The sequence below is a fragment of the Rhizobium sp. SG570 genome (genome assembly GCF_012275345.1).
In the GTDB taxonomy this organism is placed as follows: Bacteria; Pseudomonadota; Alphaproteobacteria; order Rhizobiales; family Rhizobiaceae; genus Rhizobium; species Rhizobium lusitanum.
The window spans coordinates 511,758-538,105 of record NZ_JAAZQI010000003.1 but is presented as its reverse complement, the minus strand read 5'-3'; the positions used below and the strand labels follow the sequence as shown (position 1 = coordinate 538,105).

Here is a 26,348-nt window from a genome sequence, read left to right as displayed (position 1 = left end):
GCGCGGACTTCCGGTGAAAATTTGTTTGTTGTCTTGCTCATATCGGCTCCACTTTCTCAGAAGTTGGAGCCTCCGGCAAACCCGGCGCGGTTCAATTCCATTAAAGAGAGAGAGGGAGAGTCAAAAGACGCTGCAGAGGCACTATCCGATCAAGTGCATCTTTCTTGGGTGACGCGATCAGTTCTAGCAGCACATAATGGCACTCCGGTCAGTTCCAGTTTGTATTCCGCCAGTTCCCAGTCCTCAAAAGGCCGGCGGCCTCGACATTGAAGCCCGTAGGCACTCTTTCTTAGGAAGCGCACGTGGAAGGCAGACTTTAGCACTTCACGCAGCAATTGCTCGTTGAGTGCACGGAATTGTCGGCACAACAATGCTACAAAAACGATCGGTCCGTCGCAGAGCTTTCTCTCTATGGCATCTTTGTATTGCCTGCGATTTGTATTGGCGAATGGAAACGCATCCCATAAATAGCTCGTCGGGCGTCATGATGGGGGTTGAAAATGCGAATTTCAGAATTGGACGGCCTACGCGGATGGGCCGCCCTATCGGTCGTTCTCTTTCACGTATTTTGGGAAACTTTCGGCGTCACCATCCCCACATACCGCTCGCTGTTCGTGTCGGGGTTCATCAATGGCCAAACCGCGGTAACAGTCTTCTTTTTGGTTTCGGGCGCCGCACTTTCCGCGCCATATCACCTTGGCAAAAGTCGAGACTACCTCATATCTGCTACCGTGAGGCGTCATTTACGATTGGCCATACCGATCTTTGCCGCCGCAACGATCGTATATATGCTGTTCCATTTTGGTTTAATGAGAGGCCCGGAGGCGTCCGTGTTCGTCAACCGCGAGGATTGGCGTGGGTTAAATTGGGCCGCTGACGTCACGTTTCAGAACATTTTTTATTTTTCCTTCGCCGGGGTATTCGTTGGATCCCCGCCGCAGTACGAAATTATCCCATTTCTCTGGACGATGACCATCGAGTTTTCTGGATCGGCCCTGCTTTTCCTCGCGCTTTTCTGTCGCGAGCAAATGCAAAATCCGCGCTCATTCTTTCGGGTAGTCGCCTGCTTCCTGCTTCTAACTCTACCCAACCTCTCGTGCTTCTTTCTTGGATCATTGCTCATTGAGCGCAGACTAAAGCGCGAGCGATCAAAAATTGCCGATCATCAAATTTTTGCTCTCTCGTCCATTCTAGCATTATACGTATTTAGCTGCCTCGCACTGAGGTACAAAATTCCATACGGCGAGCAGTTGAGAACAATATTCTGTACGCTCTTCTTCTATCAGGCACTCAATTTTGAGCAGCTTCGCAGGTTTTTGGGCGAGAATGCGTGGTCGATCTTCCTCGGGAAAATCTCTTTTCCTATATTCCTGATACACTTCGCCGTCATAGGTTCCTTCACTGCGCCGCTCATTATTCGCTTTCATGATCATTTGGGACCTAAAACAAGCTTCGCAATCGGTATTACAACAGCAGCCATCGCGATTCTCGCAGCATTGGCATTTCTACCGCTCGAACGGTTCGGGCACGATATCAGCAAAAAATTTGTCAAGCTCGTCCTTAAAGGTGAATGAAGGTCCAAATTGACGGCGATAGATTGTGATGCCGACGCCGTCATTTGTATTCGCAGAAACCGAGTAGATGCGATCGTTCCATAGAACGGTTGGCCAACAATGCGACCATAAATCAATTCACATTATAACTTGCAATGTGGACGCGTCCGGCGAAGGCATTTCGCTTGGTCGAGGGGCTGGAGCTATAGGCCGCGCTTCACCTCAACTACCATGACGTCCTCGATCATCTCGGCATCGCATAGCTCATCGACCAGGAACTGGCCGATTGTACCATCCCACGTCCGTATGTCGGCGAGGAGATTTTGAAGCTCGTCCATGCCGTTTCTCGGTCAGGCCTTTGTGCCATCTTCTTCGCTGCCGTCGCGGACGTAAAGAAATTCGCCCTCGGCGATATTGTCCGGGTTGGCGGTTACCTCCTCGATTAATTTGAGGTTCTCGCCTTTCATGACGTGAGCGTCCGGTGAGCTGTTTTTGCTGCTCGGGCAAATCAGGCGATGTTCTGGCATTAGAACCAGCATTAGTGCTGACATTAATACCAGAACAAAGAGGTTTCATGGCTCGCATAGAGATCATGTCCGGTACCGAGCGCAGACGGCGTTGGTCGGACGAGGCGAAGCTGAGGATACTTGCGGAAGCTGATGAGCCCGGTGCTCGCATTGGCGATGTGGCGCGCCGGCACGACGTTCATCCGGGCCAGATCCGCTTGTGGCGGCAATCATTCAGCTATGGCGATGGGCCGACGGTGTTCCTCCCGGTGGAAATCACCGAGGAGGTTGGCGTAAGCCAGCCGTCTAACGCAGCAACGAGGCCGGCGATCGTCGAGATCTTGCTTCGAAACGGTCGGAGCTTGAAGGTTCCGGTTGACGTTGAGTTGAAGCTGCTTGGCCCGCTCGTCGCTTGCGTGGAGGCGGCATGATCGGGCCATCGGGGAATGTGCGGGTCTACCTGGCCTGCGGAGTGACGGATATGCGGCGTGGCATCGATGGCCTATCGGCGCTGGTCGAAACGGTCGTGAAGGAGGCGCCGGGCTCGGGCGCGATCTTCGGCTTCCGCGGAAAGCGCGCTGACCGGATCAAGCTTCTCTGGTGGGACGGCCAGGGGTTCTGCCTGTTCTACAAGATTTTGGAGCGCGGATACTTTCCCTGGCCGACGGCGAAGGAGGGCGTTGCGCACCTGACGCAGGCGCAGCTTTCGATGCTGGTTGAGGGGATAGATTGGCGCCGCCCGGCGTGGACGTCAGCTCCCGGCCGAACGGGATAAAAGCCATGTTTTGCAGAGACATGCGAGGCATAAAACTGGCGTGCCGGAGGCAAATCGGGTAGACATGCCGGTATGGAAACAGCGCCGCTGGACAGTCAGGACGAGCTCACTGCTTTGCGCGCACTCGTCGCGGAACAGGCGGCGAAACTTGAAAGCCAGGAAGCCGAGGTCATCAAACGCGACTCCATAATCGGGCTGTTGCGGGCACAATTGGAATTGCTCCGACATCGGCAGCATGGCGCTTCCTCGGAAAAGATCGACCGGAAGATCGAGCAATTCGAGCTGATGCTGGAGGAGATTGAGGCCTCCCGTGCTGAGGCGGAAATGCGCTCCGGGAAAATCCCCTTGCCGGAGTTGGACGACGCGCCGGACAAGCCGAAGCGCAAGCCTCTGCCCGATGGTTTGCCAGCCGAAGAACTGGTCTATGCGGCTCCTTGCAACTGCCCGACCTGCGGTGGCACTTCATTCCTGAAGGCGCCCGACAGGGTGGTTCAGGTGTTGGAGCACGTGCCGGCGTCGGTCAAGATTGTTCGGCATGTCGAGAAGCGCATGATCTGCAGGGAATGCGATACGACGGTGGCTGGTGAGATGCCGACCTTGCCGATCGAGCGCGGCAAACCCGGGCCGGGACTGCTCGCCCATATCATGATCGCCAAATTCGACGATCACATTCCCCTCTACCGCCTATCAGAGATGTACGACCGGTTGGGGATAGACATCTCCCGATCCGTAATGGCCGACTGGGTCGGCCGGGTATCTGCATTGCTGACACCACTTGTGCTGTTAATCAGGGCCCATATCGCAGCACTCGACCGAATACATACGGACGATACCCCGGTCGATGTCCTCGACCCCGGGCGGGGCAAGACAAAAACCGGCAGGGTCTGGGTCTACGTCTTTGACGGCAGTGGCTATCAATCCGCCACTCCCGCAGCCATCGCCTATTACTACAGCCCTGACCGCAAGGGCGCGCATCCGGCTGATCACCTGGCAAGCTTCAGCGGCGTCATGCATGCCGACGGCTACGGGGGTTACAAGAAACTCTACGGCAACCAGATCATTGAAGCCGCCTGCATGGCGCATGTGCGCCGCAAGTTCCATGATGTGATCAAGCTGAAGCCTTCTCCGATCGCTGAGGAAGCACTGTCGCGCATCGGCGCTCTCTACGATATCGAGAACCGTATCCGAGGCATGTCGGCTGACGAGCGGCGCACCCTGCGCCAACAACATGCCCGGCCCATTCTGGACGCGCTCAAGGCCTGGATCGAGGCGACACTCTCAACTTTGCCACAGAAGCAGAGGCTGGCCGAGGCGATGCGATATGCGCTGTCGCGATGGACAGCCTTGAGTGTCTACATCGATGATGGCCGTGTCGAAATCGACAACAACATCGCTGAACGAGCCATGCGTCCGCTTGGAATCGGAAGAAAGAACTGGCTGTTTGCCGGCTCGGACAAGGGCGGTGAGCGCATCGCCAACATCCTGACCATCATCGAAACTGCATTATGCCGCGCGCGGCATAAGGCACTTTATGCCGACCGTCGAACTATGCCGAGCGCCTCTTTTGATGAGGACGCTACACCGTGCGTTCCCGGCCGGTTCGGCTGGTCGCCGTTGGTTGACACTCGGCATAGTTCTCATGCTCAGAGGGCGTTCAGGAATTCCAAAAGCCGGTCGCTTGGTCGAAACCGCTCGGCCTTGGCGCGTTCGTACGGCTTCAGCTTTGCGAGTGCAGATTCCTTCAGTTCGAGATGTGCATGAAGATAGGTCAACGTCGTTTCCATCGCTTCGTGGCCCAACCACAGGGCAATGACCGAGCAGTCGACGCCCGCCTGCAGTAACTCCATGGCAGCGGAGTGCCGTAAGACATGCGGCGACACCCGCTTTGAGCGAAGGGACTGGCAGTGCTCGCGCGCTTTGGCGACATATTTGTTCAGCAGTGCCTGCACGCCGTCGGCGCTGAGCCGGCCACCGTGCATGTTTGGAAAGAGAGCCGTTGCGCCTCGCTTCCCTGGTTCTTTGAGCCAATACCGGAGGGCTTGCTGGGCAACCTTTGTGAGCGGCGTACTTCGCTCTTTGCGGCCCTTGCCGATGCATTGCACATGCGCACCGCGGCCGAGCATTACCGAATCTCGGTCAAGGTCGATGATCTCCGAGACCCGAAGCCCGGTTTGGGCGGCCAGTAATAGCAGAGTGTAGTCGCGGCGTCCCAGCCACGTGCTTCGATCAGTGCAGTCCAGGATCGCTTCAATCTCGGGCCTGGTTAGAAACTGAAGTTGCCGCTTATCACATCGCTTGCTGGGGATCGCGAGCACACGCTGAATATGAGCGCTATGTGCCGGCTCCTCGAACGCTGCATATCGGAAGAAGGATCGGATGGCTGTAAGGCGGAGATTCCGGGTCCTCACCGAGGCGGATCTCTTTGTCTCAAGGTTCTCCAGGAATGCGCCGATGAAAGGAGCGTCTATATCCCGTAGTGTCAACTGAGATGGGGACCTGCCAAGGCGCGTCTGTGCGAACGCAAACAGGAGCCTGAAGGTGTCGCGGTAGGAGGCGATGGTGTTGGGACTGACACCTCGATGCTTCATGAGCCGATCTGTGAACCACCGCTCGATCAGCACGGCCAGGTCGTTCGTGCGTCTCATGACCGAGCCTCCCAGCGCTTATCCAATCGCCGGACGGCATGGTTCATCAGTTCCGGCGCGGCGGACAGATACCAGTAGGTGTCGCGAACATTGGCGTGGCCTAGGAAGGTTGAGAGAACCGGCAGCTCGCGTTCCACATCTTCGCCAGCCCGATGCCAGTTGATCAGGGTCTGGACGGCGAAACGGTGGCGAAGATCATGAATCCGTGGACCATCTCGTTTCCCCTCCTGCCGTAATCCGATTTGCCGGGATAGTCGCCAGAACACGCGGTGCACGTATTGATGCAATAATCTGCCGCCCTGTTCGGCGACAAAGAAATAGGGACTACGAGGCGTACGAAGGTGTGCATCGCGTCGGGCGGCATAGTCCAACAATACAGCGACTGTCGTGGCATGCAGCGGCACCAGCCTTGTCTTGCCGAGCTTTGTCTCGCGAATGGTGAGGACGCCCTGGTCGAGATCGACGTCGGCCCGGCGTAGGCCGAGCGCTTCGGAATGGCGCAGTCCGGCGACCGCTATCAGCCCGAACAGGCAGTGATATGTCCAGCGCCGCAGGGCGTTGGCCGGCGGCAACGACAGTGCTGCCGCCAGAAGCGCCTGAATCTCGACTTCACTATAGATGTAGGGCTTTGTGCGCCGTGCCGGCGGCACTGCGTCGCTCGGTGGCACTTCCGTCAGAGGATCGAAATGACTGAGGTGCTGGGCAAAGCAGCGCACATCAGCCAGTCGGATTGACCAACTCGGCTGCCGGCCCATCGAGGTGACCCACTCCATTGCCAGGTCCGCCGTAATGGTCTCGGCGCCGCGGGCCTCCATGAAAGCGACGAACCCCGACAATCGTTTTGCCGGACCGTCATATTTGTATCCCAGCCCTTGGCGCATGCCGATGTAGCGCTCAAACGCGGTGCGAAGCCGGCTCATTGGACACCTCCCGGCCAGGGGAGGCTCAGTTCGCGCAACTTCTCAACATCGAGCTTGGCATAGATCCTTGTACTGTCGATGCTTCGATGGCGGAGCAGTTGACCGATCTCGGCAAAGCTGGCGCCCGACCGCAAAAGGTCGGTTGCAAGGCTGTGGCGGAAAAGATGGGCGCCGTGATGCGCATAGCCGTCAATGCCCGCCCGTTCGAGTGCCTGCTTTGCGATCATCGTGATGGCGCAGCCGGAGGCAAAACCCACATGCGGCGCAAGAGTTCGCAAGAAAACTCGCCGACACGCCGAAGCGGGGCGCCCATGCCGGATATAAGCCACGATCGCTGTTCCGACGTCGTGACGCAGCGGCATCGTTGCTTGTTGCCGCCCCTTTCCGTGTACGAGAATCGTGCCCGACTGCCAGTCGATATCGTCAAGATTGAGGGTCGCAACTTCGCTGGCGCGCAAGCCGAGCTTGGCGAGGATCATCAGAACCGCATAGTCCCGATGGCCCATTGCCGTCGTCCGATCGCAGGCATCGAGAACCTTCTGGACCTTCTCGGGCGGCAGGAATGTTGGAAGGCCGGCAAGTCGCCAGCGGCGGATGGACGGCACACAGTCAGCGAGCGGCGTCGAGATGAAACCCTTCAGATGCAAATAGCGCAAGAACGCACGCACAACTCCGCACATGGCTTTGCCACTGTCGGCGGAACCGTCAAGCGCATGTCGTTCGACATAGCCGATGACGATCTCCGGGGTGAGCGCTGCAAACTCGTCTGCGCCGGCCGGACAGATCTCCATCAGAAATCGATGCGACAGCAGCTTGTGACTTTCCACCGTTGAGGCGGCGAGCCCTCTCTCATTCGAGAGATAAGCTGCGAACATATCGACAATCTGCTCGTGCTCCGTGCGCTCAATCGGAACGGCGGCTGATATCAAACCTTCTTGCCGCAATGTAGAGAGTAAGTGGCGGAGAGCTGATCGGTCGCCCGCGTCAGGTCTCCAGTGTTTGAAACGGTGCTCGAAAAACCGACTAACGTGACCTTCGCTTAAATCCTGGGGCTCATGTCCGCTGCCAACATGCCAGTCCATCAGCTCTCGAAACAGGCTCAGCGATCGCCAGGTACATTGCCGACCCAAGCCTTCGTTCGACAACCTGGCGGCGTAAACTTGGGCAAACTTGCCATGCGGCCCGTGGATCAGCTTTCGATACAGCGTGCTGCGCTTCAAATAGTCACTTGCGTTCATAGGGCTCTCCTTTGCGTCAACTGCGACGGAGAGAGCCTAAGCTATGCCGATCCTGCTACTGCTTTGTCACGAAAAACGTTGGCATAAACCTGCTCGTTCGGCATAGTTCGACGGTCGGCATAAACAGTCAAATTGCACGGCCAAAATCCGGAGGTGTATCTGACAGATGTCCTCGCCCGGATCCAGGATCACCCCAAGGATCGACTTGAAGACCTGCTGCCCTGGAACTGGACGCCAGCAAACGCTCGATACGAGGCCGCCTGATGGCGCGCTCAAGGTTCATTTACACACTCAGGCAAGTCGCCAGCAAGATCGGCGAAAATCTCGAACTGATCGAGGAAGTGACGGCCAACTCGGACAACATCTCCGAGGGCGAACTGGTTTACGTTAGCGATGGCACTGAAGATGGCACGAAGGGTCTGACCGAGAATGGCATCGAAGAACTTCAAAGCCTACTCGCCGACATCAGAACGTGGGACGGCGGTATCCGCGAGTTCCTCATCGACACACAGTGCGATCCTGAAATAATCGACCGCATCATGGCCGATGAGATGAAACGCGGCCTATAGCTTCCATCTCTCGACACCCAAAAAATGCGTTCGCCGGACGCTCACTTCATGACGGCGACTTCTCTAAGCGTATAGATGAACCAGAGTGTGCCATCACGTAGCCTCGATTCGATCTTTCGTGAGCGGAACGAACACGCCATCTTGTGGACGGTGCAAATTTGTGTCGATTGCTACCGGCGAGCGGCGGGTGACAGCGTAAAGCTGGGTTACTGTTGCTCGAATATGAAGATGAGCCGTTGCTCGGACTTTTCGTCTCTCTTGCGGCGACAGGCGAAACAGCATTTTGGTGAGCTGCGGATTGACAGCCTTGATCGGCGTGATGATGGGCTTTGATGTTGCCAGCAGGATCGGTGCCGATGCCATGCCACCCAGTCCCGGCCCTAGGGCAAACCCGATCGCCCAGACGTCGACGATGGTTTTGCCCTTATCCTGCATGAAGATCGGATAATAGTTGCTAGGCGCGTTGGCGAGGAGATGATCCACTTCGTCATGCCGATTGAGCACGGTGTTGACGAGGGTTCTTCGAGCGAGCCAGGCATGGTCTGGGGCATGGCTCCCCCGAACACATTCGGCAGCCAGACTGCGGGCGCGACCGTTGCGGGTCCCGCGACGACCGCCGTGACCAGGCCGTCGATAGCGCTCATTCCGACATAGTCGTTACGTCCGTCGCCGCGCAGGCGTTCATCGAGCTCATCATAGGAAACAGCAGGTCGGTTCATGCCGCCTGCCTGACCTGCCCGGCCGACCAGTTCCAGGGGAGCAATGTGTCGAGCTGGTTGATTGTCGTGCGACCTGACACGATGCGCTCGAGGACATCAGCGAGCCAGGTGTCAGTACCGGAGCATGTATGGATGCCCCCGTTCATGCAAGGCTTTTATCGAGCGATTTGGTCGTGTGATCGGGTGCGGTCATGTATCAGGCCTTTCGTCGCGACCTGATCTTGGCCGCTGGCCGGTATGGATTTACGCGAACCTGGTGCAAATCAATACTGCGAGCTCTTAGCTCATTGCTCCGGATGCATTTCCAGGCTCACTCTCACCGATCTTTGTCCTTACCGTTCGTTGACCTCCTCACACGCCGACGATTCCACCTGGCAACAGCGCAGTGTTTTGCTAGGCCGCGGCCGGGCTGGAATTCCTGTAAATTTCGTTCTTCGTCATCATGGCCCAGATCGTTCGCGCCATTTTGTTCGCAAGAGCAATTGCAACGAGCATGCGGGGCTTACGCGCCAACATCCGTGCAAGCCATGAGTTCTCCGGAGGAGCCTTCCGGCATGCCCATCGGATCACAGTCATTGCACCGATGATCAAAAGCCGTCGGATGTCGCGCTGACCCATCTTCGATGTTCGTCCAAGTACCTGCTTTCCTCCGCTCGAATGCTGTCTCGGTACCAGACCTAGCCAGGCCGCGAAGTCTCGGCTCTTGCGGAATGTCGTCATGGTTGGGGCGAAAGCCTCAATCGCCATGGCGGTGATTGGTCCCATTCCTGGCATGGACATCAATCGAGCCGTGTTCTCAGAGCGTTTTGCCTCCGACTTAAGCGCCTTTTCCAAGCCAATGATTCGAGAAGAGAGCGCCTCAATCTGCTCAAGATAAAGCCGAGCGGTTTCCACGACAATAAGTTCGAGGCCGGAGCGGTCTTCCTCGATGATCTGCGTGAGCAAAGGCAAGTTAGCAGTTCCCTGTGGCGCGATAACCCCATGCTCGGCAAGATGGGCGCGCAAAGCGTTGATAAGCTGCGTTCGCTGACGAACGAACAGATCCCGCGTCCGGAAGATCATCGAACAGGCCTGCTGGCTTTCTGTCTTGGATGCTACGAAACGCATGGACGGGCGAGTAGCGGCTTCAACGATAGCTTCGGCGTCGGCAGCATCATTCTTTTGCCGCTTGACGAAGGGCTTCACGTAAGCCGGCGGGATCAAGCGCACGTCATGACCAAGCTTGCCAATCTCTCGTGCCCAATAGTGGGCGGTGGCGCACGCCTCCATCGCAACGATGCATCTCGGCAATTCTGTAAAGAACGCAAGGACATGACTGCGTGACAGTTTTCTGCGCAGGACAACGCTACCATCGCTTCCTGCGGCATGAACTTGAAACACCCGCCTTGCAAGGTCCAAGCCGACAATGCTAACTTCCTTCATGGATGCTCTCCTCTACGTGACGTTTTGGCGAACGTCACTTTGACACATCGCGATGCCGTCGGTAGGGGGCATCCATTCCATCAATACTCCCTACTGAGACCAATCGAGATTCAGGCTCCCCATATGTGGAACGCCTCTGCGGTCGAGGTGTTTAATCTTTGATATTCCCAGGGGCTGGTGCGCCCATGTGTCCGGCCTTTTCGCGCAGCATTGGGCTACTGGCCTTGTGTCTGGAGATTACCGGAAATCCTATCCGGACTTTGACGAAACCCGCACCGCTACCCATCGCGAGGAATATTCGTCTTGGTGATCCGGAACCATCCGCACTGCTCGGGCGCGGACTTCAGGTGAAAATTCGTTTGTTGTCTTGCCCATATCGGCTCCACTCTGTCAGAAGTTCGAGCCCTCGGCAAACCCGGTGCGGTTCATAAGGTTACATGGCGAATCCACAACTATAAAGTGCACAATTATTTAATAGTTCAAAGATTCAGCTTCTGATGTGCGGAACCTTAGCTACTTCATATTTAGCGCTTGCCTAAATACAGCAATATTCGGTAATAATTCACCATCCTAGGGGGCGACGTTGGATGCAAAATGAAAAGCCAAGATTGTTGCCGCTTGATTTTGTGCGGATTTTTGCGGCTTATTGGGTCCTTTTTCATCACTGGTCCAGTACAGGCGGCTTTCTGAAACATATGAAGCTCGGCTACGAGGTGCCTCAGCTTCCCGGCATAATTCATGCCTTTCTTCTACCGGGATATCTGGGAGTTGATATCTTTTTCATTTTGAGTGGCGTGGTCATTGGTAGGAGTGCGGTCGATCGGTCATGGAAACAATTTGCCAAGGCGCGGTTTGTTAGGCTTTTTCCAGCTTATTTCATGGCCACGCTTATAGCTATCCTACTGGCCCCGCTGACAGTTTCGGACCATCCGCCGTTATCCCAACTATGGCTCTCGCTCTCCGGCCTTCAGTGGTTCTTCGGCTACCCAACGATTGTTGGACCGGCCTGGACACTTTTCATCGAAATTAGGTTCTACATATTAATTGCAGTTGTTATCGCTGTAGCCGGGCGCTGCTCGGCAGCACGTTTGATGGCATTCGCGCAGATATGGCTCCTCATTTTGCTTTTCGCACCGAGCCTTAATATTGACTGGTTAAACTTTTTGTTCCTCGCAGAATACGGCTGCTATTTTGCGCTGGGTATGGTTGTCGGCCTCTGTCGTAGCCGACAGGACATTGCGAAAAATATTCCAGTTATCGTCCTTGGAATGATCGTCTCGTGGGTGCGCATGCAGGCCAGATCAAGTCAAGCGATGCCCGACCCTGCAATCGCTCAATTGGTGAGCGCTGCCATTATTAGCGCAGTAATGGCAATGGCATATTTTGCAGTCGAATCTAAACCCGCGACAGCTGGTAGAATGGATAAGATAGTTGTGACGCTCGCTCTTGCGACTTATCCGATTTACCTTCTTCACGAACCCATCGGTATGCCGCTCATAGCTTGGCTACGCTGGCAAGGCGTCGGTTTCACCACATCGCTTCTGATCGCGGTGGTCATGTTGACAGCGCTGTCTGTTATCTTTGCCAAGGCGCTGGAGCCCTTTGTAGGTCGCAAGGTGAGAGACGCGCTCGACTTAGGGGGCGGCGTAGCTGCATCGTCATCACGACTGTAAAGAGCCAGTATGGTGGAGCACTGGTTGCAAGACATCTGATTGACGCCTTTGGCGAGCATCCACACACACGTCCGGTGAGCCGGTATTGATTGGGTACGAGGTTAGCGCAGGTTACGACACAGATGATTCATTTGTGATGTAACAGGCCATATGAACAGCCAGCGAAGTTTGAGATTCTGACGGGTGCCGAGCGAGACCGTCGCTGGTCGACGGAGCTGAAGCTTTCGATATTGCAAGAAGCGTTCAGCTCGGGAGCCTGGGGCGCGCATTGGGGATGTAGCCCGCCACACGATATCCGCCCGGGTCGAATCCGTTCGTGGCGAAGGAAATTCAACCATTTTAGTGCGTCGCCATCATTCCTTCCGGTACCACTGATGGACGAAGTGGGTTCTAAGCAGAAGCCTGCCGTTTTGTCGGCGCCGTGTTTATCAAGATATTGCTGCGAAACGGTCGCGTTCCGCCAGACATGTCGTTCGATAGCCTTCCTCAAATCTGGGCCAACGATGCGCCGACCGACGCTCATCGCAAGGCGCTATTGCGGTGTCTTATCGAAAAAGTCGTCCTTGATCGCGGTGAGGGCAACGTTGCTTTGGCGAGGAGCGTATGGCGTGGCGGCACCGTGACTGATCTCCACGTCAAAATGAAGGTTAAATTCGTCGCCAAGCTAACGCGCAGTGAAGAACTGCGCAAGCGTCTGTTGGAGCTCGCTCTGACGGGCGTACCCGGCGATCAAGTCGCTGAAATGCTGACGCGCGAAGGATACCATTCGCCCAATTGCGAGGAAAAGGTTTTACCGATCACGGTGCAACGCCTCCGTCTTGCAGCCGGCATCAAGGCAAAGGCGCAGCGCAACAGATGGACACACGAACCTACGTTGTTCAGCGCCGTACAACTGGCCGCCAGCCTCGCTATTCCAGTCAATTGGATTTACGTCCAAATCAGGCGCATGCGCCTGCTCATCGACCAGCAGTCAACCGGAGCATATTTGTACCAAAATTCCCCAGCGGTCGTTAACGCGGTTCGCGACCTTCGCAACCGCACCATTCATCACCTCGATCTGAGAATCATTCAGCCTAACCAGGAGGGGCATCAACATGAGTAGTCGCTCGATGGCATCGATATCGACGCGATGATCCGCCATCCGGTGCGGCAATGTCACATCGTCGGCTGAGGATGGCGAATTGAGCTGTTGACGCGGCAAATAACTCAATCGACCAAAAAATACAACTCAGCAAACAAGTTAATACAAAACTAACCTGCTCTGCCTTCCTCACAATGACGGGCGCCACACCAAATACGCAACGCCCGCCAATCAGTTACCACCGATACTTCAACGATGCCGTGATGTTGCGGCCCTGACCCAAATAGCAATAGCCGCTGTCGCAGACCGTCAGGCGCCGGTTGGCGATGTTGCGGACGTCGAGGGATGCCGTCAGGCCTTTGTATTTCTTGTCGACAGCCCCGAAGTCGTAGGAAAGGGCCGCGTCCAGGTAAAAGCTCGCGTCGTTCTTGGAGGTATTGGCGGTGCTGGTATAGGTCTCGCCGGTGTAGCGAATGCCGGCGCCGGCCGTCAGGCCGTTAGCGACGGAATCCTCCTGGAAGGCATAATTCGTCCATAGGCTGGCGATATGCTTCGGTGTGACCGAAGGCGAATTGCCGACGTCGTCACCACCGGTGATTTCCGAATGATTGTAGCTGTAGGCGGCAATCACATCCAGGCCGTCGGCAACTGTCGCCCTGGCCTCCAGTTCGATGCCCTTGTTGGTGACCTCACCCAGCGAGGCATAGACGAGCGTCAGGGGATTGACCAGCACGGGCTTGTTCGTCTCGACGAGATGATAGGCTACGGCGGACAAGAGAATATCGGTACCCGGCGGCTGGTACTTCACACCCAGCTCATACTGCTTCCCCTTCGTGGGATCCAGAATGCTGCCGGATGCCGATCGTTGGGTCACCGGATCGAAGGAGGTCGAATAGCTGGTGAAAGGCGCTATACCGTTGTCGAAAAGATAGAGTGCGCCGGCCTGGACGGAGAACGCCTTGTTGTTGATGTTTTCGGACGTGCTCGTCCCGGAGGAAACAAAGGTCGTGTCGCTGGATTGATCGACCCATGTCTGCCGTCCACCAAGCGTGAAGCGCCACTTGTCCAGCTCGATCTGGTCGAGAGCGTAGGCTCCCACCTGCCGCATGCTGGCGCTGACCAGGCTGTAATTATAGTCCGGCGTCGGGCCGGAAACGCCATAAGTCGGATTGGAGATGTCGAAATCATAAGCGGCGCTGGTCGTCGCATCGAAGCCGTAGCCGAAGGACGAATTCACATTGGTGTAGTCCAGGCCGAACAGCATAGTATGCGAGGCTGGCCCCGTGTCGAACTTGGATTCGAGCTGGTTGTCGACCTGGAAGACATTCATCGCGTCCCGGATCGCTGTCGCGCCGCGATGGGCGACGGTGCCGGTCCAGCTGTATGTGCTGAGATAGCGAGCTCTCAGATCCATATGAGAGAAGCGAAGATTCTGGCGGAAGGTGAAGCCGCCGTCAAACTCGTGCTCGAACTGGTAGCCCACCTGCTGTTGGCGGGTCTTCTGGTAGTCATAGTCGGGATCGCTGTCGCGCAAATTAAGAATATTGCCATCTGGACCGACCATGGCGCCGACATTGGCATCCGTCTCATCCGCCTGCGCCGAGCCATAGACCGTAAATTTAGTGGAATCGTCCGGCTTCCAGGTAAAGGACGGCTGTATCAGATAGCGATCGTCGGCAATATCGAAATTGGTGTCACCCTTTCGCGCCAGGCCAACGATCCGGTACAACATCGTATCGTCATCCTGGGTGACCGGGCCGCCGAAATCGAACATGGTCTGGGCGCGATCCGATGTTCCGTAGACGACCCCGACTTCCCTGATCGTCTCTTCCGTCGGCAGTTTCGAGATCTTGTTGACGATGCCGCCCGGCGAGCCCGCACCATAAAGCACGGACACAGGCCCCTTGATCACTTCGACCCGATCCAGCGCATAGGGATCGGTGCGGAACATTCCATAATTCATATAGGGTTGCCGCAGGCCGTCGCGGAAATCGCCCGTCGTCGTGATGTTGTTGCCGCGGATGAAGATCTGATCGAAGCGAGGATCGAAGCCGTTCATGCCGGTCTGGACGCCGGCGGAATAGCGCACCGCCTCGATGATGCTCTGCGCACCGCGCTCCTCGATCTCCTTCTTGGTGACCACCGAAACGGCGCGTGGCGTCTCAACCAGCGGCGTATCGATCTTCGTGGCACCGCGGCTTTTCTTGGCAGCGACTGTCTTATCGTCACTTGTGCCGCTCGACTGGCCGCTGACGACGATCGGAGCGAGCTGTGTCGCGCCGCCCGCATTCTCACTGGCTGCAGAATCCTGCGCAAAGGCATTGCCGCTCAGCGCAAACAAGGTGACCAGTGCAGTGGCAGCGCGCCCCAATCGAAATGAATTTCTTCCCAAACAATTGATATTATTATAGAATATCTGTCTCATGTTCCCTTTTCGCCTGCCCTTTCCTGTAAAAGATGGCGCAAATTAGATTGCAGGCGCTGCTGTCGTCAAGAATACATGACTTTAATAGTCATCTTTTTTGTCGATATGGGATCTTTGACGCACCAAAGTTGCCTCCAAGGGAGGGACGTCGTAAAATTACGAGGTTGAAGTTCCTGATCTGCTTGGCAAATTTCGATTCTCATAATATGAGGAATTTTATCATCTTTTTTTTGCGCAGCCTCTTTTGCGCCGCGCCCGCCCTTTCGATCGCCCAGAGAGACCATGCCTCACCCGTCATCACTCAATCCAGCGGTCCCACTAACGCCTGTTACACTTGCCGGCGCAACATTTGCCGATATCACCTTCGAAAACGCCGATCAGCCGCACAGGATCTTTCTCTATCGACCCGATAAATCGCCCCCGCCAGAAGGGTGGCCGGTTCTTTATCTGACGGACGGGAATGCCTGCTTTGCAACCGCCGTCGACGCGCTCAAAGTGCAGGCCGCCTATCCGAACGGAACCAATATCTGTGAAGGCGTTATCGTCGCTATCGGCTATCCATCCGACGAACCCTACGATCCGCTGAGGCGCTCCTGGGATTTGAGCCCGCCACCTGGGCGGACCTATCCGCCATTTTTCCCCGGCGCGCCGGATGTCAGGACAGGTGGAGGAGAACGCTTCCTCAAGCTGATCGAAAACGAACTGAAGCCCTGGGTAGAAAAGCAGGTTCCGGTCGATCGGTCACGCCAGGCGCTTTTCGGCCACTCATTCGGCGGCTTGTTCGCCCTTTATGCGTTGTTTTCGAAGCCAGACGCCTTCAGCCGCTGGATTGCGGCGAGCCCGGCGATCTTCTGGGAAGATGCAGCGATCCTTGCGACTGAAAGAGCGCTCCTGGACAATCTTGAGGCTCCCCTCGATATCGAGCTGCATCTTTCCGCTGGTGAATACGAGGGAGAAGTGCTCGCGCCGTTCCACAAGGGCACGCCCGATGAGCACAAGAGGCAGGAACGCGCCAAGGAAACACGCACGATCGAACTCGCCCGCGACATGGCGCAGCGATGGGCAACATCGGCGTCGTTCGCAGGAACTGCGATATTCGAGGAATATCCCGGCGAGAACCATATGTCCGTTCTTCCGGTCGCCTTGAACAAGGCCGTTCAGATTGCGTTCCGCAGGTCGAAATAGAGCTCAAATTCACGCATTTGCCTGCAACAGAAGTGGCGCGCGGGCGAGCCTTTGCGGTTCGCCTCGGCGCAAATTTGAACGAATGTCACGCCCAGCTGAATTTCATACCGTTATCCGGCACCTCAATTCCTGACGTTAATCCTTGGTTAACCATAATCCCGCTTATTCGTGCTATCAAAAGGACTTGATTCCCAGCTCCACCGCGCAATTTAGCGGATAATATAACACAGAAACACTTTGCCGTGACCCGACAAGATGCACCTTCTTAAAACGATAGCGCTGATGACGTTAGCCGGCTTGACGGCAGGATGCACTACAACGGGTCACATTAGGCAGTCGATCGGTGTCGAAACGGTTGACAATGACAAGGCGCTGGCTTTTCCGCCGCCCGGTGGTCCGGCGATCGTGAATGTGGTCGAGCGCAGGCATGCAAAGGATGTCGAGCAGACGATTTCGCTTTCAACGTCGTCTTCCGTCCCCGGCCAGAATTTCCTCAAGGTGCAGTTTCTCGGCCTGACGGGATCCAATCCAGGGCTCGGCAGCAGGCCGTACAACACGATCAGCGACCTCGCGATAGCCCGCGAGATGGCATCGGCCGTGCCCGGTGTACGGCTGGCACGCTCGGCGACCTTCGTGCAGAACAGCTACGGACCGTTCGGCTATGCTTCGGGCCAAAGCAGAAATGGCGACACCTGTCTCTATGCCTGGCAGCAGATCCAGGCAGGTTTTTCTCCGCCGGTGGAGCAGCGCAATTTCGGTATGGTGCAGGTTAGGCTCAGGCTTTGCGACGCACACGCAACCGAGCGCCAGCTGCTGGGCACAGTCTACGGCTACACGATCGCCGGCCGTTTCGACGGCGCCGCCCTGAACCCGTTCGGAGCTCCGCGGGGTGCCGACGCCCTCTTGGGCAAGCCCGGCGAGCCGGTTTATCCTGACGCGGCCGCCTATCGCGCTCCCCCGATCAGCATAGGCTACCAGACCGCTCCAGTGGCAGCGCGCCGCTTCGTTCCGCGCCGGCCGGTCGTCGTTCAGCCGCAGGCGGCCCCAGCGCTGCCGCCAATGATTGGTCCGCGCGTGCCGCTCCCCGATGGGCCGGGCGACACGCCGCAGACGGGAGCTGCAGGCAGCGCACCGGCGACCACGGCGCAGCATCCGCCCGCAGCCGCTGGAAGCAGCGTCATCGTGCCTTTACCGGACTGTAACGGAGATGCAGGCATATCTGAAGCTTGCCGCCGTTAAGCGGGACGACGTCGGGGCGCCAGGATGGCGCCTGGCAATACCCTTGAAGGAAGATCGATGCAGACAGCAAGCAGCATCTTGATATGGGCCGTGATCGCGCTGTGCGGGGTGGTGCTTATAACGTTGCCGGTCAACCTTCAAACGCAGCTGATCGCCAGCACCGTTGTCGTCACGATGATGGCGATCATCAAGATCCTCAAGCGTCAGGGCACCTGGCGGCTTGTCGCGCTCGCCTTCGGCACGGCAATCGTGCTGCGCTATGTGTATTGGCGGACGACGAGCACGCTGCCGCCCGTCAACCAGCTTGAAAACTTCATCCCGGGGCTGCTGCTCTATCTCGCCGAAATGTATAACGTGGCGATGCTGATGCTCAGCCTCTTCATCGTCGCCACACCCCTGCCCCCGCGCACGGCCCGTGCCTTGAAGACGCAAAATTTTCCATCCGTCGACGTCTTCGTGCCGTCCTACAACGAGGACACCAATCTTCTCGCCAATACGCTCGCCTCCGCCAAGGCGATGGACTACCCAGCCGATAAGCTCCGAGTCTGGCTGCTTGACGACGGCGGCACGGCACAGAAGCGAAATTCCACCAAGGTACTTGAATCCCAGGCTGCCATTGCTCGCCATGACGAGCTCAAACAGCTATGTGTGGAGCTCGACGTCGAATATCTGACGCGCGAGCGCAACGAACACGCCAAGGCCGGCAACCTCAACAATGGACTCGAACATTCCGATGGCGACCTGATCGCTGTCTTCGATGCCGATCACGCGCCCGCGCGCGATTTCCTGCGCGAGACGGTCGGCTACTTTGAGGACGATCCGAAGCTCTTTCTCGTCCAGACTCCGCATTTCTTCATCAATCCCGACCCGCTGGAGCGCAATCTGCGCACCTTCGACAGCATGCCGAGCGAGAACGAGATGTTCTACGGCATCATTCAACGCGGTCTGGACAAGTGGAATGCAGCCTTCTTCTGCGGCTCCGCAGCCGTGCTTAGCCGCAAGGCACTGGAATCCCAAAACGGCTTCAGCGGCATCAGTATTACCGAAGACTGTGAAACCGCACTTGCGCTCCATGGCGCCGGCTGGAACAGCATCTATGTCGACAAGCCGCTGATCGCCGGGCTGCAGCCCGCAACGTTTGCGAGCTTCATCGGCCAGCGCAGCCGATGGGCGCAGGGCATGATGCAGATCCTGCGCTTCCGCTTCCCGCTGCTGAAGCGTGGTCTGACCCTGCCCCAGCGCCTGTGCTACATGTCCTCGACGCTGTTCTGGCTCTTCCCGTTTCCGCGCGTCATTTTCCTGTTCGCGCCGCTTTTCTATCTGTTTTTCGATCTCGAGATATTCACGGCCTCAGGCAGCGAATTCCTTGCCTATACGCTTGCCTATATGCTCGTGAACCTGATGATGCAGAACTATCTCTATGGCTCCTTCCGCTGGCCGTGGATTTCCGAGCTCTACGAATATGTCCAGACGGTGCATCTGTTGCCCGCCGTCATCTCGGTCATGCTCAACCCCCGCAAGCCGACCTTCAAGGTCACGGCCAAGGACGAATCGATCTCCGTCAGCCGTCTTTCCGAAATCAGCCGCCCATTCTTCGTCATATTTGCCGTACAGGTCATTGCGCTGGCGGTGACCATATACCGTGTCTATGCCGAGCCCTATAAGGCTGATGTCACGCTCGTCGTCGGCGGCTGGAACGTAATCAACCTGATCCTCTCCGGTTGCGCGCTGGGTGTCGTCTCCGAGCGCGGAGAGCGCGCCTCCTCGCGGCGCGTCAGGGTCGATCGCCGCAGCGAATTCGGCGTCGGCGACAAATGGAATTCCGCCTCTATCGAGGATGTGTCCGTTCACGGCGCCAGATTGAACGTCTTCAACAAGGACATGGGCCTGGTGAAGATCGGTTCCGAAGCCATCGTCCGCTTCCAGCCCTATAGCGGCACCGAGATGGTGACGCTGTCGGTCATCATCCGCAATATCGAGCAGATGGGAGATATCACGACTATCGGGTGCCAATATGTCCCGAAAGGTGCAGCCGATCACCGGCTGATCGCCGATCTCGTCTTTGCCAACTCCGATCAGTGGACGAAATTTCAGCAGGCACGCCGCCGCAACCCTGGCATCATCCGCGGAACGGTCTGGTTCCTGGGGCTATCGCTCTACCAGACCAGCCGGGGCTTGCTCTATCTCTTCAAGGGAGTCGGGGCAGAAAAGGGGCAGCAACGGCAGGACGCGAAGGCGAAAGGCTGATGAGACGCATCCTTCCAGCACTGATCTTCCTCATCACCGCCGCCGTCGCGCAGGCGCAAACGACGCCCTTCGATATGTCGGGTGAACGGCCGAAAGGCGAGCCGCCGGCCACACCGCAGATTTTCACGCCACAGCCGGCAACGCCGCAGACCGAGGCACCCAAGGCGGTGGCTCCGCTGGTAATTGCTCCCCAGATGACTGCTCCACAAGCGATAGTGCCGCCGGCAGCTACGCCGCAGGTTGTCGCGCCGCATATGACGACGCCCGCCGTCCCTGCTCAAGTGACACCGCAGGCGGCACCGGTTGTGAAACAGGCGGCACCGGCAACACCTGCGTTTCGGCGTTACGTCGTCCCCTTCGCGAAATTTCGGCTGGAAGGCGAGAACGATCGCAGATCCTGGTCGATCTATCTGACGCCCGAACAGGCGGTGGCACCGGCGAAATTCAATTTCGCCTATCAAAACGCGGTCGTCGTCGCTCCTGAAGCATCGCAACTCACCGTCCTTCTCAACGACCGGGTAGTTCACCAGCAGCAGATCGGTTCGCCCGATAGTGTTTCGGATGTCAGCTTCGACATTCCGCGAGGGCTCTTGCAGCCGGGCGCCAATTTGCTGACGTTCGAGGCGACACAACGCCATCGCACCGACTGCGACATACAATCGACCTATGAACTTTGGTCCGATGTCGATCCGGAAAAAACCTATCTGAGCTTCACCGGCCGCGAGGCTGAGAAACTGTCGACCACCGATGCAATCCGCGCGATCGGCGTCGATGGTGCCGGGAAAACCCAATACAATATCGTGGTGCCGGCGCTGGCTCAACCCGGTACCACCAAGCCGCTGCTGCGGCTTGCGCAAGGCCTGTCGCTCCTCAGCGGCATGCCGAATGAGACATTCTCCTTTGGCACGGATGGAGTACCGGCAGCGGGACCGGGCAAAATGACGGTTGTCGTCGGCACACCCGCAGAACTGCAGCCGGTCTTCGCCGCACCTTCCTCGGCGCAGAGCGGCGCGCTGGCGACATTCGCGACCGATCCGCGCAGCGGCCAGCAGCTTCTGCTCATCAGCGGCCCATCCTGGCAGGCGATCTCTGCCGCGATCGATATGGTCGTTTCACCGACCGACAGGGACCCTGGCACTCGTCGCGATCTGCTGGTTACGCAGCGATGGACGGCGCCGGATGCCCCTCTGATCTACTCCGGCACCAGCCTTTCCTTCGAGCAACTGGGCGTGAAGACGACGGAATTCTCCGGGCGTCGCTTCCACACCAGCTTCAACGTGGCGATCCCCTCGGACTTCTATGCGAATGCCTATGGGGAAGCGACCATCCTGCTGGACGCCGCCTATGCAAAGGACGTGCGCCCCGGCAGCCATATCGACGTTTACGTCAATGGCAGCATTGCCACGACGAAACCGATTACTGCCAGCGGCGGTGGCATCTTCCGGCAATTGCCCATCCGCATCACCATGCGCCATTTCAAGCCGGGCCTGAATACATTGACGCTCGAGGCCATGTTGATGACCGACGAGGATACCGTCTGCGCGCCCGCCGCCACGTCCAGCACGACACCGCGCTTTGCGCTGTTCGACACAAGCCAGTTCCGCATGCCGGATTTTGCGAGGGTCGCACAGCGCCCCAACCTGGCGGCGTTTGCAGGAACCGGCTATCCCTATAATCGCGACACCGAGCCGACCACCCTCTTCATCGATCGGGCCGATGCCGATACGCTGTCGGCGAGCGCAACCCTGCTCGGACAGATGGCGATCGTTGCGGGACACCCGGTCGCCGTGGAGCCGACTACCTCGCCGAACACGATCAGTGGCCGCAACGCGATCTTCATCGGTTCGATCTCCCAACTGCCGTCGACGATCCTTTCGCAAATGAATATCGCGGCGACGAGCCAAGTGGCTTGGCGTCCACCCACTCCAGGGCAAGCCGGCACGCAGGACGCCTCCGTCACGATCGCGGATTGGCGCTCCCGCATCAGCGGCGGTCTGCTGCAGGGTCAATTCGACCGCTTCCAGCAATGGATGCATCGCAACTTCGATATCTCGCTCAGTTCGCTACGCTTCATGCCGAGTTCGGAGCAGGTGTTTACGCCGTCGAATGCCAATACGTTCCTGATCGCCCAAGAAGCCAACTCGACCAACGACGCCACCTGGACCGTGATCACAGCACCGAGCGCCGCAGATCTGCGCGCAGGCGTGGAGGCCATGACGTCGCAACTCGACTGGCCGCAAATCAGCGGTCGCATCACTGTCTATTCCGGCAAGACGGGAAAGATCGACACGGTGCCTGTCAGCCGCTTCGATTTAGTCATGTCGCAGCCCTGGTCGCTGACCAATTATCGCCTGATCGCCGCCAATTGGCTTTCCAGCAATATCTTGTCCTACGCCTTCCTGCTCGTGATCGGTTCGCTGCTGCTCGGCGTCAGCACCGCAAGCATTCTCTCGAAGATCGGCAGGCGCGAATGAGACGCTGGCGCTTCATCCTTGCAATCTGTGGCGCTGTCATCCTGGCGGTAGCCCAACCGGTCGCAGCTCAACATGCTGCGATCGATCCGGAAGCCTGGATCGCCTACAAGACGAAATTCCTCGATGCAAGCGGCCGTATCATCGACAATGGCAACGGCAACGTCAGCCACAGCGAAGGGCAAGGTTACGGCCTCTTGCTCGCCTATCTCGCCAATAGCCCGGCCGATTTCGAGCAGATCTGGTACTTCACACGAACCGAATTGCTGTTGCGCGACGATGGCCTGGCGGCCTGGAAATGGGATCCCGCCGTCATACCGCATATAACAGACACGAACAATGCCTCCGACGGCGACCTCTTGATCGCCTACGCGTTGGCGCTTGCGGGATCGGCATGGAACAAGAAGGACTATCTGCAGGTCGCCGCAACCATGGCAAAGGCACTTCTTTCCCATGTCGTGATCGATTCCGATGGTCGGACGCTCCTCCTTCCCGGAGTTGATGGCTACAAGGCTCCGGGCCGCAAGGATGGCCCCATCATCAATCCATCCTATTGGATTTACGAGGCTATCCCCGTCATGGCGCTGCTGGCGCCTTCCGATCGATGGCAAAAACTGACGGATGATGGCGTTGCCCTGTTGCGCTCGATGCAGTTCGGCCCGCGCAAACTGCCGGCCGATTGGGTGAGCCTGCGCGCAAGGCCGGAACCTGCCGATGGCTTCGAGGCGGAGTTTGGCTATAATGCCATCAGGATACCGCTCTACCTGGCGCGAGCCGGGATAGCCGACAAGGTTTTGCTGACACGACTGCGACAAGGCATGACCGTCGAAGGGGACGAACCGGGCACGATCGATCTGGCAACGGGCAAGCCAAAACAGCTGCTTACCGACCCCGGTTATAGAATTGTTAACGATGTTGTGGCGTGTGTGGTTAACGGAACGAAACTACCCACCTCGGTTCGGCAGTTCGCGCCGTCCCTTTACTACCCGTCCACTTTGCAATTGTTGGGCCTGGCTTTCGTCGCGGAGAAACATCCGGAGTGCTTATAAAATCCACTTTGATCATGGCTTTTATGGCAGTGGCCGTGGCGGGTTTCACCCTCGCGACGAAGGATCATGTCTCGCCTGAAGACAAGATCAAGCTGGCCAAATCGAGCCGCCTGGAGCCGCAGACTCTGCTTGTCGCCGATATCAAGCCGGGCGGCGCTACGGAACAAACAGTCGATTTACGCGCGGTCGCCGACCGCATTCAGGCGACGGCACCATCCGCCGTCCTGTCCGACGCGCCGAGCAATCCGCAAGCGAATGCGCCGGCGCCTGACGCATTGGCACAGGCTGCACCGCAGTCGACGGCAACCCAAGCTGCTCAACAACAACCGGCACAGCAGCAGTCGGGCCAGGCTCAACCGGCTAGCCCGCCGAAGGTGGACGAAAGCGCGTTGCGCTATTTCGCCAGCCGCGGCGACAAGGCGCGGCTGCAGGCCGAAATCTCCAGATTGCAAGCGCTTTACCCGAATTGGACACCGCCGGCCGATCCGCTTGCCGTTCCGCAAAACAGCGACAAGCAGCTGGAAGCCATGTGGCAGCTCTATTCGGAAGGCCGCTATGCCGAGCTGCGCAAGGCGATCGCCGACCGTCAGACCGCGGAAGCGGGATGGCAGCCGCCCGCCGATCTGCTGGAACGCCTTGACGTCGCCGAAGCGCGCGCACGCCTCGTCAACGCCTCCGATCTCAAGCAATATACGACTGTCATCGACATCGCCGCCAACACGCAGAGCCTGCTCACCTGCAGCGACATAGACATTCTGTGGCGAGTGGCGGAAGCCTTTATCCGCACGGATCGGGTCAAGCGCGGGCAGGACGCCTATACCTATATGCTGAAGAGCTGCACCAATCCGCAGGAAAGGCTTGCGACCATCCAGAAAGCCGCGGCACTGCTGTCTTATCAGCCCATGCAGGACCTGCTGGCCCTCGAGAAACCCGACGGCAATGGCGGGCGGGAATTCGACAGCATAAGGACCGACCTTGCACGCCGTTTCGTGGCGCAGGGCAATGAAGATCCAAAACTGACCGTCTCTCAGGACTATCTCTCGCAGGTCGAACGGGTCGCCCGCAGCCAGGGGCTGGCATCCGATGATTCGCTTCTCGGCTGGTATTATCTGCGCCGCAGCAATTACAGCGACGCGGAGCAGTGGTTCGAGGCCGCGCACACCAAGGAAGATTCCGCAGCAATCTCGCAGGGCCTGGCATTGGTGCTGATCGCCGACCACAAGCCGCAAGAGGCCGAAGAGGCGATGTACAAGTGGCGCAACGAATCCAAGGACGCGATGGCAACCTATCTTGCCGCCACCGCCAATCTGATGGCCTTGCAGCCACCCGCCAATCTCAGCGAGGACGTCCTAGGACGAATGGCCGGCGAAGTAGTGAAGCAAAAATACGTTCCAACGGCGCAACAATTCGGATGGTATGCGCGTTCGCTGAACCAGCCGCAGGCTGCGGCGCGCTGGTTCGAGACGGCGCTTCGCTGGAAGCCGGATGACGAACCATCCGCTTATGGACTGGCCATCACCCGCAATCAGCTGAACGACCGGCAAGGTGTCGCCGAAGTCCAGCGGCTCTGGGCAGGCCGTTCGCAGCGTATCGCCGTTCTCGGCGAGCCGGCGACGCGCACGCCGACCTCGGCACCACTGCCCTCTCCGAACCAGACAGTCCAGCTAACACCGCAGATCGCGCCGCAGGGATCGCTCCAAAGCGCGCCTCTGGCGGCTCCCCAAGCAACGCCTCTGGCCCCCTTCACACAACCACCTGTCAACGCACATGCCGCCGCGGAGCCCGTAGCGCCCGTTCGCCGCGCGCCACCAGTCGAATACAATCAAGCGGAAGGCCGCACCAGGACGGTCGTGCGCGGCGCACGCAGTTCGGCCGGCTGTACAACCACGATCAGTGCCGAACTGCTGACACCGGCAAACGCGCTATCGCGCGGCTGGTGCCTGATGAACCTCAATCGACCGATGGAAGCCGTGGAAGCCTTTGGCGTCGCGCTGAACAATACCGACCCAAAGTCGCGCGAGGAGGCAGCCTATGGGCAAAGCCTCGCCTATCTGCGAGCCGGGCTTGCCAACAACGCCGCCGTCGCGGCGACCAAAGCCCCCATGAACCACCAGCGCGCCGCTGAATTACAGGTGGCCATTCTCTCCGATCGCGCGCTCTCGGCCTTTTCGGGCAAGCGGTACCATGAGGCCCTCCTCTATCTCGACCAGCGCTCGCAGCTTCAGCAGGAGCGTGTGGACCTGATGGTGCTGCGCGGATACTGCTATCTCAATCTCAAAATGTATGACGATGCTGAACGCATCTTCACTGCGGTCGCCGCAACCGGCAACCGCGACGGCAATCGCGGCCTGAGAGACCTGAGGCTCGCGACCCATCCGCAGCCGGGGGGGTATTAAGACCGACGGAATGCGTCCCATATTTCGTGAAATGGTGCGAGTCTCATCGGTTGTGGAGATCGACTGATCGAACTTCAAGGCGATCACGGAAGACGTTGAAAACAGGCGGAAATCGCCGCAGCTAGCTACGACTTTTCTTAGGCCGTGGCCGCGAGTTGCCCACGGAAACTATGCCGCCATTCATGCGTCGGCTTGATATAATGGAAGAGCATAAGCCATCCAACGTGTACATGGT

Annotated in this window: 19 protein-coding genes and 5 pseudogenes; 14 read left to right on the top strand and 10 right to left on the bottom strand. The window is 57.9% G+C overall.

What is annotated here, in order from left to right:
- Positions 1–500 precede the first annotated feature (500 nt).
- Positions 501–1,574, top strand: coding sequence for an acyltransferase (locus tag FHT28_RS09900; RefSeq protein WP_168596109.1), 1,074 nt, complete (start codon positions 501–503; stop codon positions 1,572–1,574).
- Positions 1,575–1,756: 182 nt separating this feature from the next.
- Here FHT28_RS09900 and FHT28_RS36835 read toward each other — a convergent pair.
- Positions 1,757–2,020 (bottom strand): annotated as a pseudogene (locus tag FHT28_RS36835) (hypothetical protein).
- Between the two features lie 107 nt (positions 2,021–2,127).
- Here FHT28_RS36835 and FHT28_RS09890 point away from each other — a divergent pair.
- The 3 genes and pseudogenes from FHT28_RS09890 to FHT28_RS09880 all read left to right on the top strand — a co-directional run.
- Positions 2,128–2,490: a transposase gene (locus FHT28_RS09890; protein ID WP_047563317.1), complete on the top strand. Its 363-nt coding sequence runs from the start codon at positions 2,128–2,130 to the stop codon at positions 2,488–2,490.
- Positions 2,487–2,834, top strand: a complete 348-nt coding sequence (gene tnpB / locus FHT28_RS09885) for an IS66 family insertion sequence element accessory protein TnpB (protein ID WP_012478058.1) — start codon at positions 2,487–2,489, stop codon at positions 2,832–2,834. The genes FHT28_RS09890 and tnpB overlap by 4 nt, the downstream gene beginning before the upstream one ends.
- A gap of 72 nt (positions 2,835–2,906) precedes the next feature.
- Positions 2,907–4,334, top strand: a pseudogene (locus FHT28_RS09880) (IS66 family transposase); the annotation flags it as partial.
- 143 nt (positions 4,335–4,477) lie between these two features.
- On the opposite strand, the gene FHT28_RS09875 reads toward FHT28_RS09880, so the two are convergent.
- From FHT28_RS09875 to FHT28_RS09865, 3 genes are read right to left on the bottom strand one after another with little or no spacing between them, the layout of a single operon-like run.
- Positions 4,478–5,479: a tyrosine-type recombinase/integrase gene (locus FHT28_RS09875; protein ID WP_047561794.1), complete on the bottom strand. Its 1,002-nt coding sequence runs from the start codon at positions 5,477–5,479 to the stop codon at positions 4,478–4,480.
- Positions 5,476–6,399 (bottom strand): tyrosine-type recombinase/integrase, encoded by a 924-nt coding sequence (locus FHT28_RS09870; protein WP_047561795.1) that lies wholly within the window; start codon positions 6,397–6,399, stop codon positions 5,476–5,478. Before FHT28_RS09870 ends, FHT28_RS09875 begins: the two co-directional genes overlap by 4 nt.
- Entirely contained in the window at positions 6,396–7,619 is a 1,224-nt protein-coding gene (locus tag FHT28_RS09865; protein WP_246704824.1) for a site-specific integrase, read from the bottom strand. The genes FHT28_RS09870 and FHT28_RS09865 overlap by 4 nt, the downstream gene beginning before the upstream one ends.
- A 141-nt stretch (positions 7,620–7,760) precedes the next feature.
- Here FHT28_RS09865 and FHT28_RS09860 point away from each other — a divergent pair.
- Positions 7,761–7,901: pseudogene (locus tag FHT28_RS09860) on the top strand (transposase domain-containing protein); the annotation flags it as partial.
- The gene (locus FHT28_RS36830) at positions 7,901–8,206 is read left to right on the top strand and encodes a hypothetical protein (protein WP_113108403.1); all 306 of its coding nucleotides are present in this window, start codon (positions 7,901–7,903) and stop codon (positions 8,204–8,206) included. The pseudogene FHT28_RS09860 and the gene FHT28_RS36830, both read left to right, overlap by 1 nt.
- Before the next feature lie 93 nt (positions 8,207–8,299).
- Here FHT28_RS36830 and FHT28_RS36135 read toward each other — a convergent pair whose 3' ends face one another.
- From FHT28_RS36135 to FHT28_RS36125, 5 genes and pseudogenes are all read right to left on the bottom strand, one after another.
- Entirely contained in the window at positions 8,300–8,689 is a 390-nt protein-coding gene (locus tag FHT28_RS36135; RefSeq protein ID WP_246704836.1) for a hypothetical protein, read from the bottom strand.
- On the bottom strand, positions 8,587–8,850 hold the full coding sequence (locus FHT28_RS36130) for a UPF0149 family protein (RefSeq protein ID WP_246704835.1): 264 nt from the start codon (positions 8,848–8,850) through the stop codon (positions 8,587–8,589). Before FHT28_RS36130 ends, FHT28_RS36135 begins: the two co-directional genes overlap by 103 nt.
- Positions 8,851–8,921: 71 nt before the next feature.
- Positions 8,922–9,032 (bottom strand): annotated as a pseudogene (locus FHT28_RS09845) (transposase domain-containing protein); the annotation flags it as partial.
- A 286-nt stretch (positions 9,033–9,318) separates the two neighbouring features.
- Complete coding sequence (locus FHT28_RS09840) at positions 9,319–10,347, bottom strand: IS110 family transposase (protein ID WP_168596107.1); 1,029 nt, start codon at positions 10,345–10,347, stop codon at positions 9,319–9,321.
- Between the two features lie 252 nt (positions 10,348–10,599).
- Positions 10,600–10,722 (bottom strand): annotated as a pseudogene (locus tag FHT28_RS36125) (IS3 family transposase); the annotation flags it as partial.
- A 212-nt stretch (positions 10,723–10,934) separates the two neighbouring features.
- Here FHT28_RS36125 and FHT28_RS09835 point away from each other — a divergent pair.
- Both FHT28_RS09835 and FHT28_RS36120 read left to right on the top strand, forming a co-directional pair.
- Entirely contained in the window at positions 10,935–12,020 is a 1,086-nt protein-coding gene (locus FHT28_RS09835; RefSeq protein WP_168596106.1) for an acyltransferase, read from the top strand.
- Positions 12,021–12,441: 421 nt separating this feature from the next.
- Positions 12,442–13,122, top strand: a complete 681-nt coding sequence (locus FHT28_RS36120) for a hypothetical protein (RefSeq protein WP_246704823.1) — start codon at positions 12,442–12,444, stop codon at positions 13,120–13,122.
- Positions 13,123–13,336: 214 nt separating this feature from the next.
- On the opposite strand, the gene FHT28_RS09825 is transcribed toward FHT28_RS36120, so the two are convergent.
- Entirely contained in the window at positions 13,337–15,526 is a 2,190-nt protein-coding gene (locus FHT28_RS09825; RefSeq protein ID WP_168596105.1) for a TonB-dependent siderophore receptor, read from the bottom strand.
- A gap of 282 nt (positions 15,527–15,808) precedes the next feature.
- Between FHT28_RS09825 and FHT28_RS09820 the strand changes: the two genes are divergently transcribed.
- From FHT28_RS09820 to FHT28_RS09795, 6 genes are all read left to right on the top strand, one after another.
- Positions 15,809–16,711, top strand: coding sequence for an alpha/beta hydrolase-fold protein (locus FHT28_RS09820; protein WP_168596104.1), 903 nt, complete (start codon positions 15,809–15,811; stop codon positions 16,709–16,711).
- A gap of 255 nt (positions 16,712–16,966) precedes the next feature.
- On the top strand, positions 16,967–17,950 hold the full coding sequence (bcsN, locus tag FHT28_RS09815; protein WP_168596103.1) for a cellulose biosynthesis protein BcsN: 984 nt from the start codon (positions 16,967–16,969) through the stop codon (positions 17,948–17,950).
- 57 nt (positions 17,951–18,007) lie between these two features.
- Entirely contained in the window at positions 18,008–20,197 is a 2,190-nt protein-coding gene (gene bcsA, locus FHT28_RS09810) for a UDP-forming cellulose synthase catalytic subunit (RefSeq protein WP_037200279.1), read from the top strand.
- Complete coding sequence (locus FHT28_RS09805; protein ID WP_168596102.1) at positions 20,197–22,671, top strand: cellulose biosynthesis cyclic di-GMP-binding regulatory protein BcsB; 2,475 nt, start codon at positions 20,197–20,199, stop codon at positions 22,669–22,671. The genes bcsA and FHT28_RS09805 overlap by 1 nt, the downstream gene beginning before the upstream one ends.
- Entirely contained in the window at positions 22,668–23,717 is a 1,050-nt protein-coding gene (locus tag FHT28_RS09800) for a glycosyl hydrolase family 8 (protein ID WP_168596101.1), read from the top strand. Before FHT28_RS09805 ends, FHT28_RS09800 begins: the two co-directional genes overlap by 4 nt.
- Positions 23,718–23,731: 14 nt before the next feature.
- Positions 23,732–26,113 carry a cellulose synthase gene (locus FHT28_RS09795; RefSeq protein ID WP_210255707.1) on the top strand — a complete coding sequence of 794 codons (2,382 nt, stop codon included), beginning with the start codon at positions 23,732–23,734 and terminating at the stop codon, positions 26,111–26,113.
- The last annotated feature ends 235 nt before the right edge of the window (positions 26,114–26,348 follow it).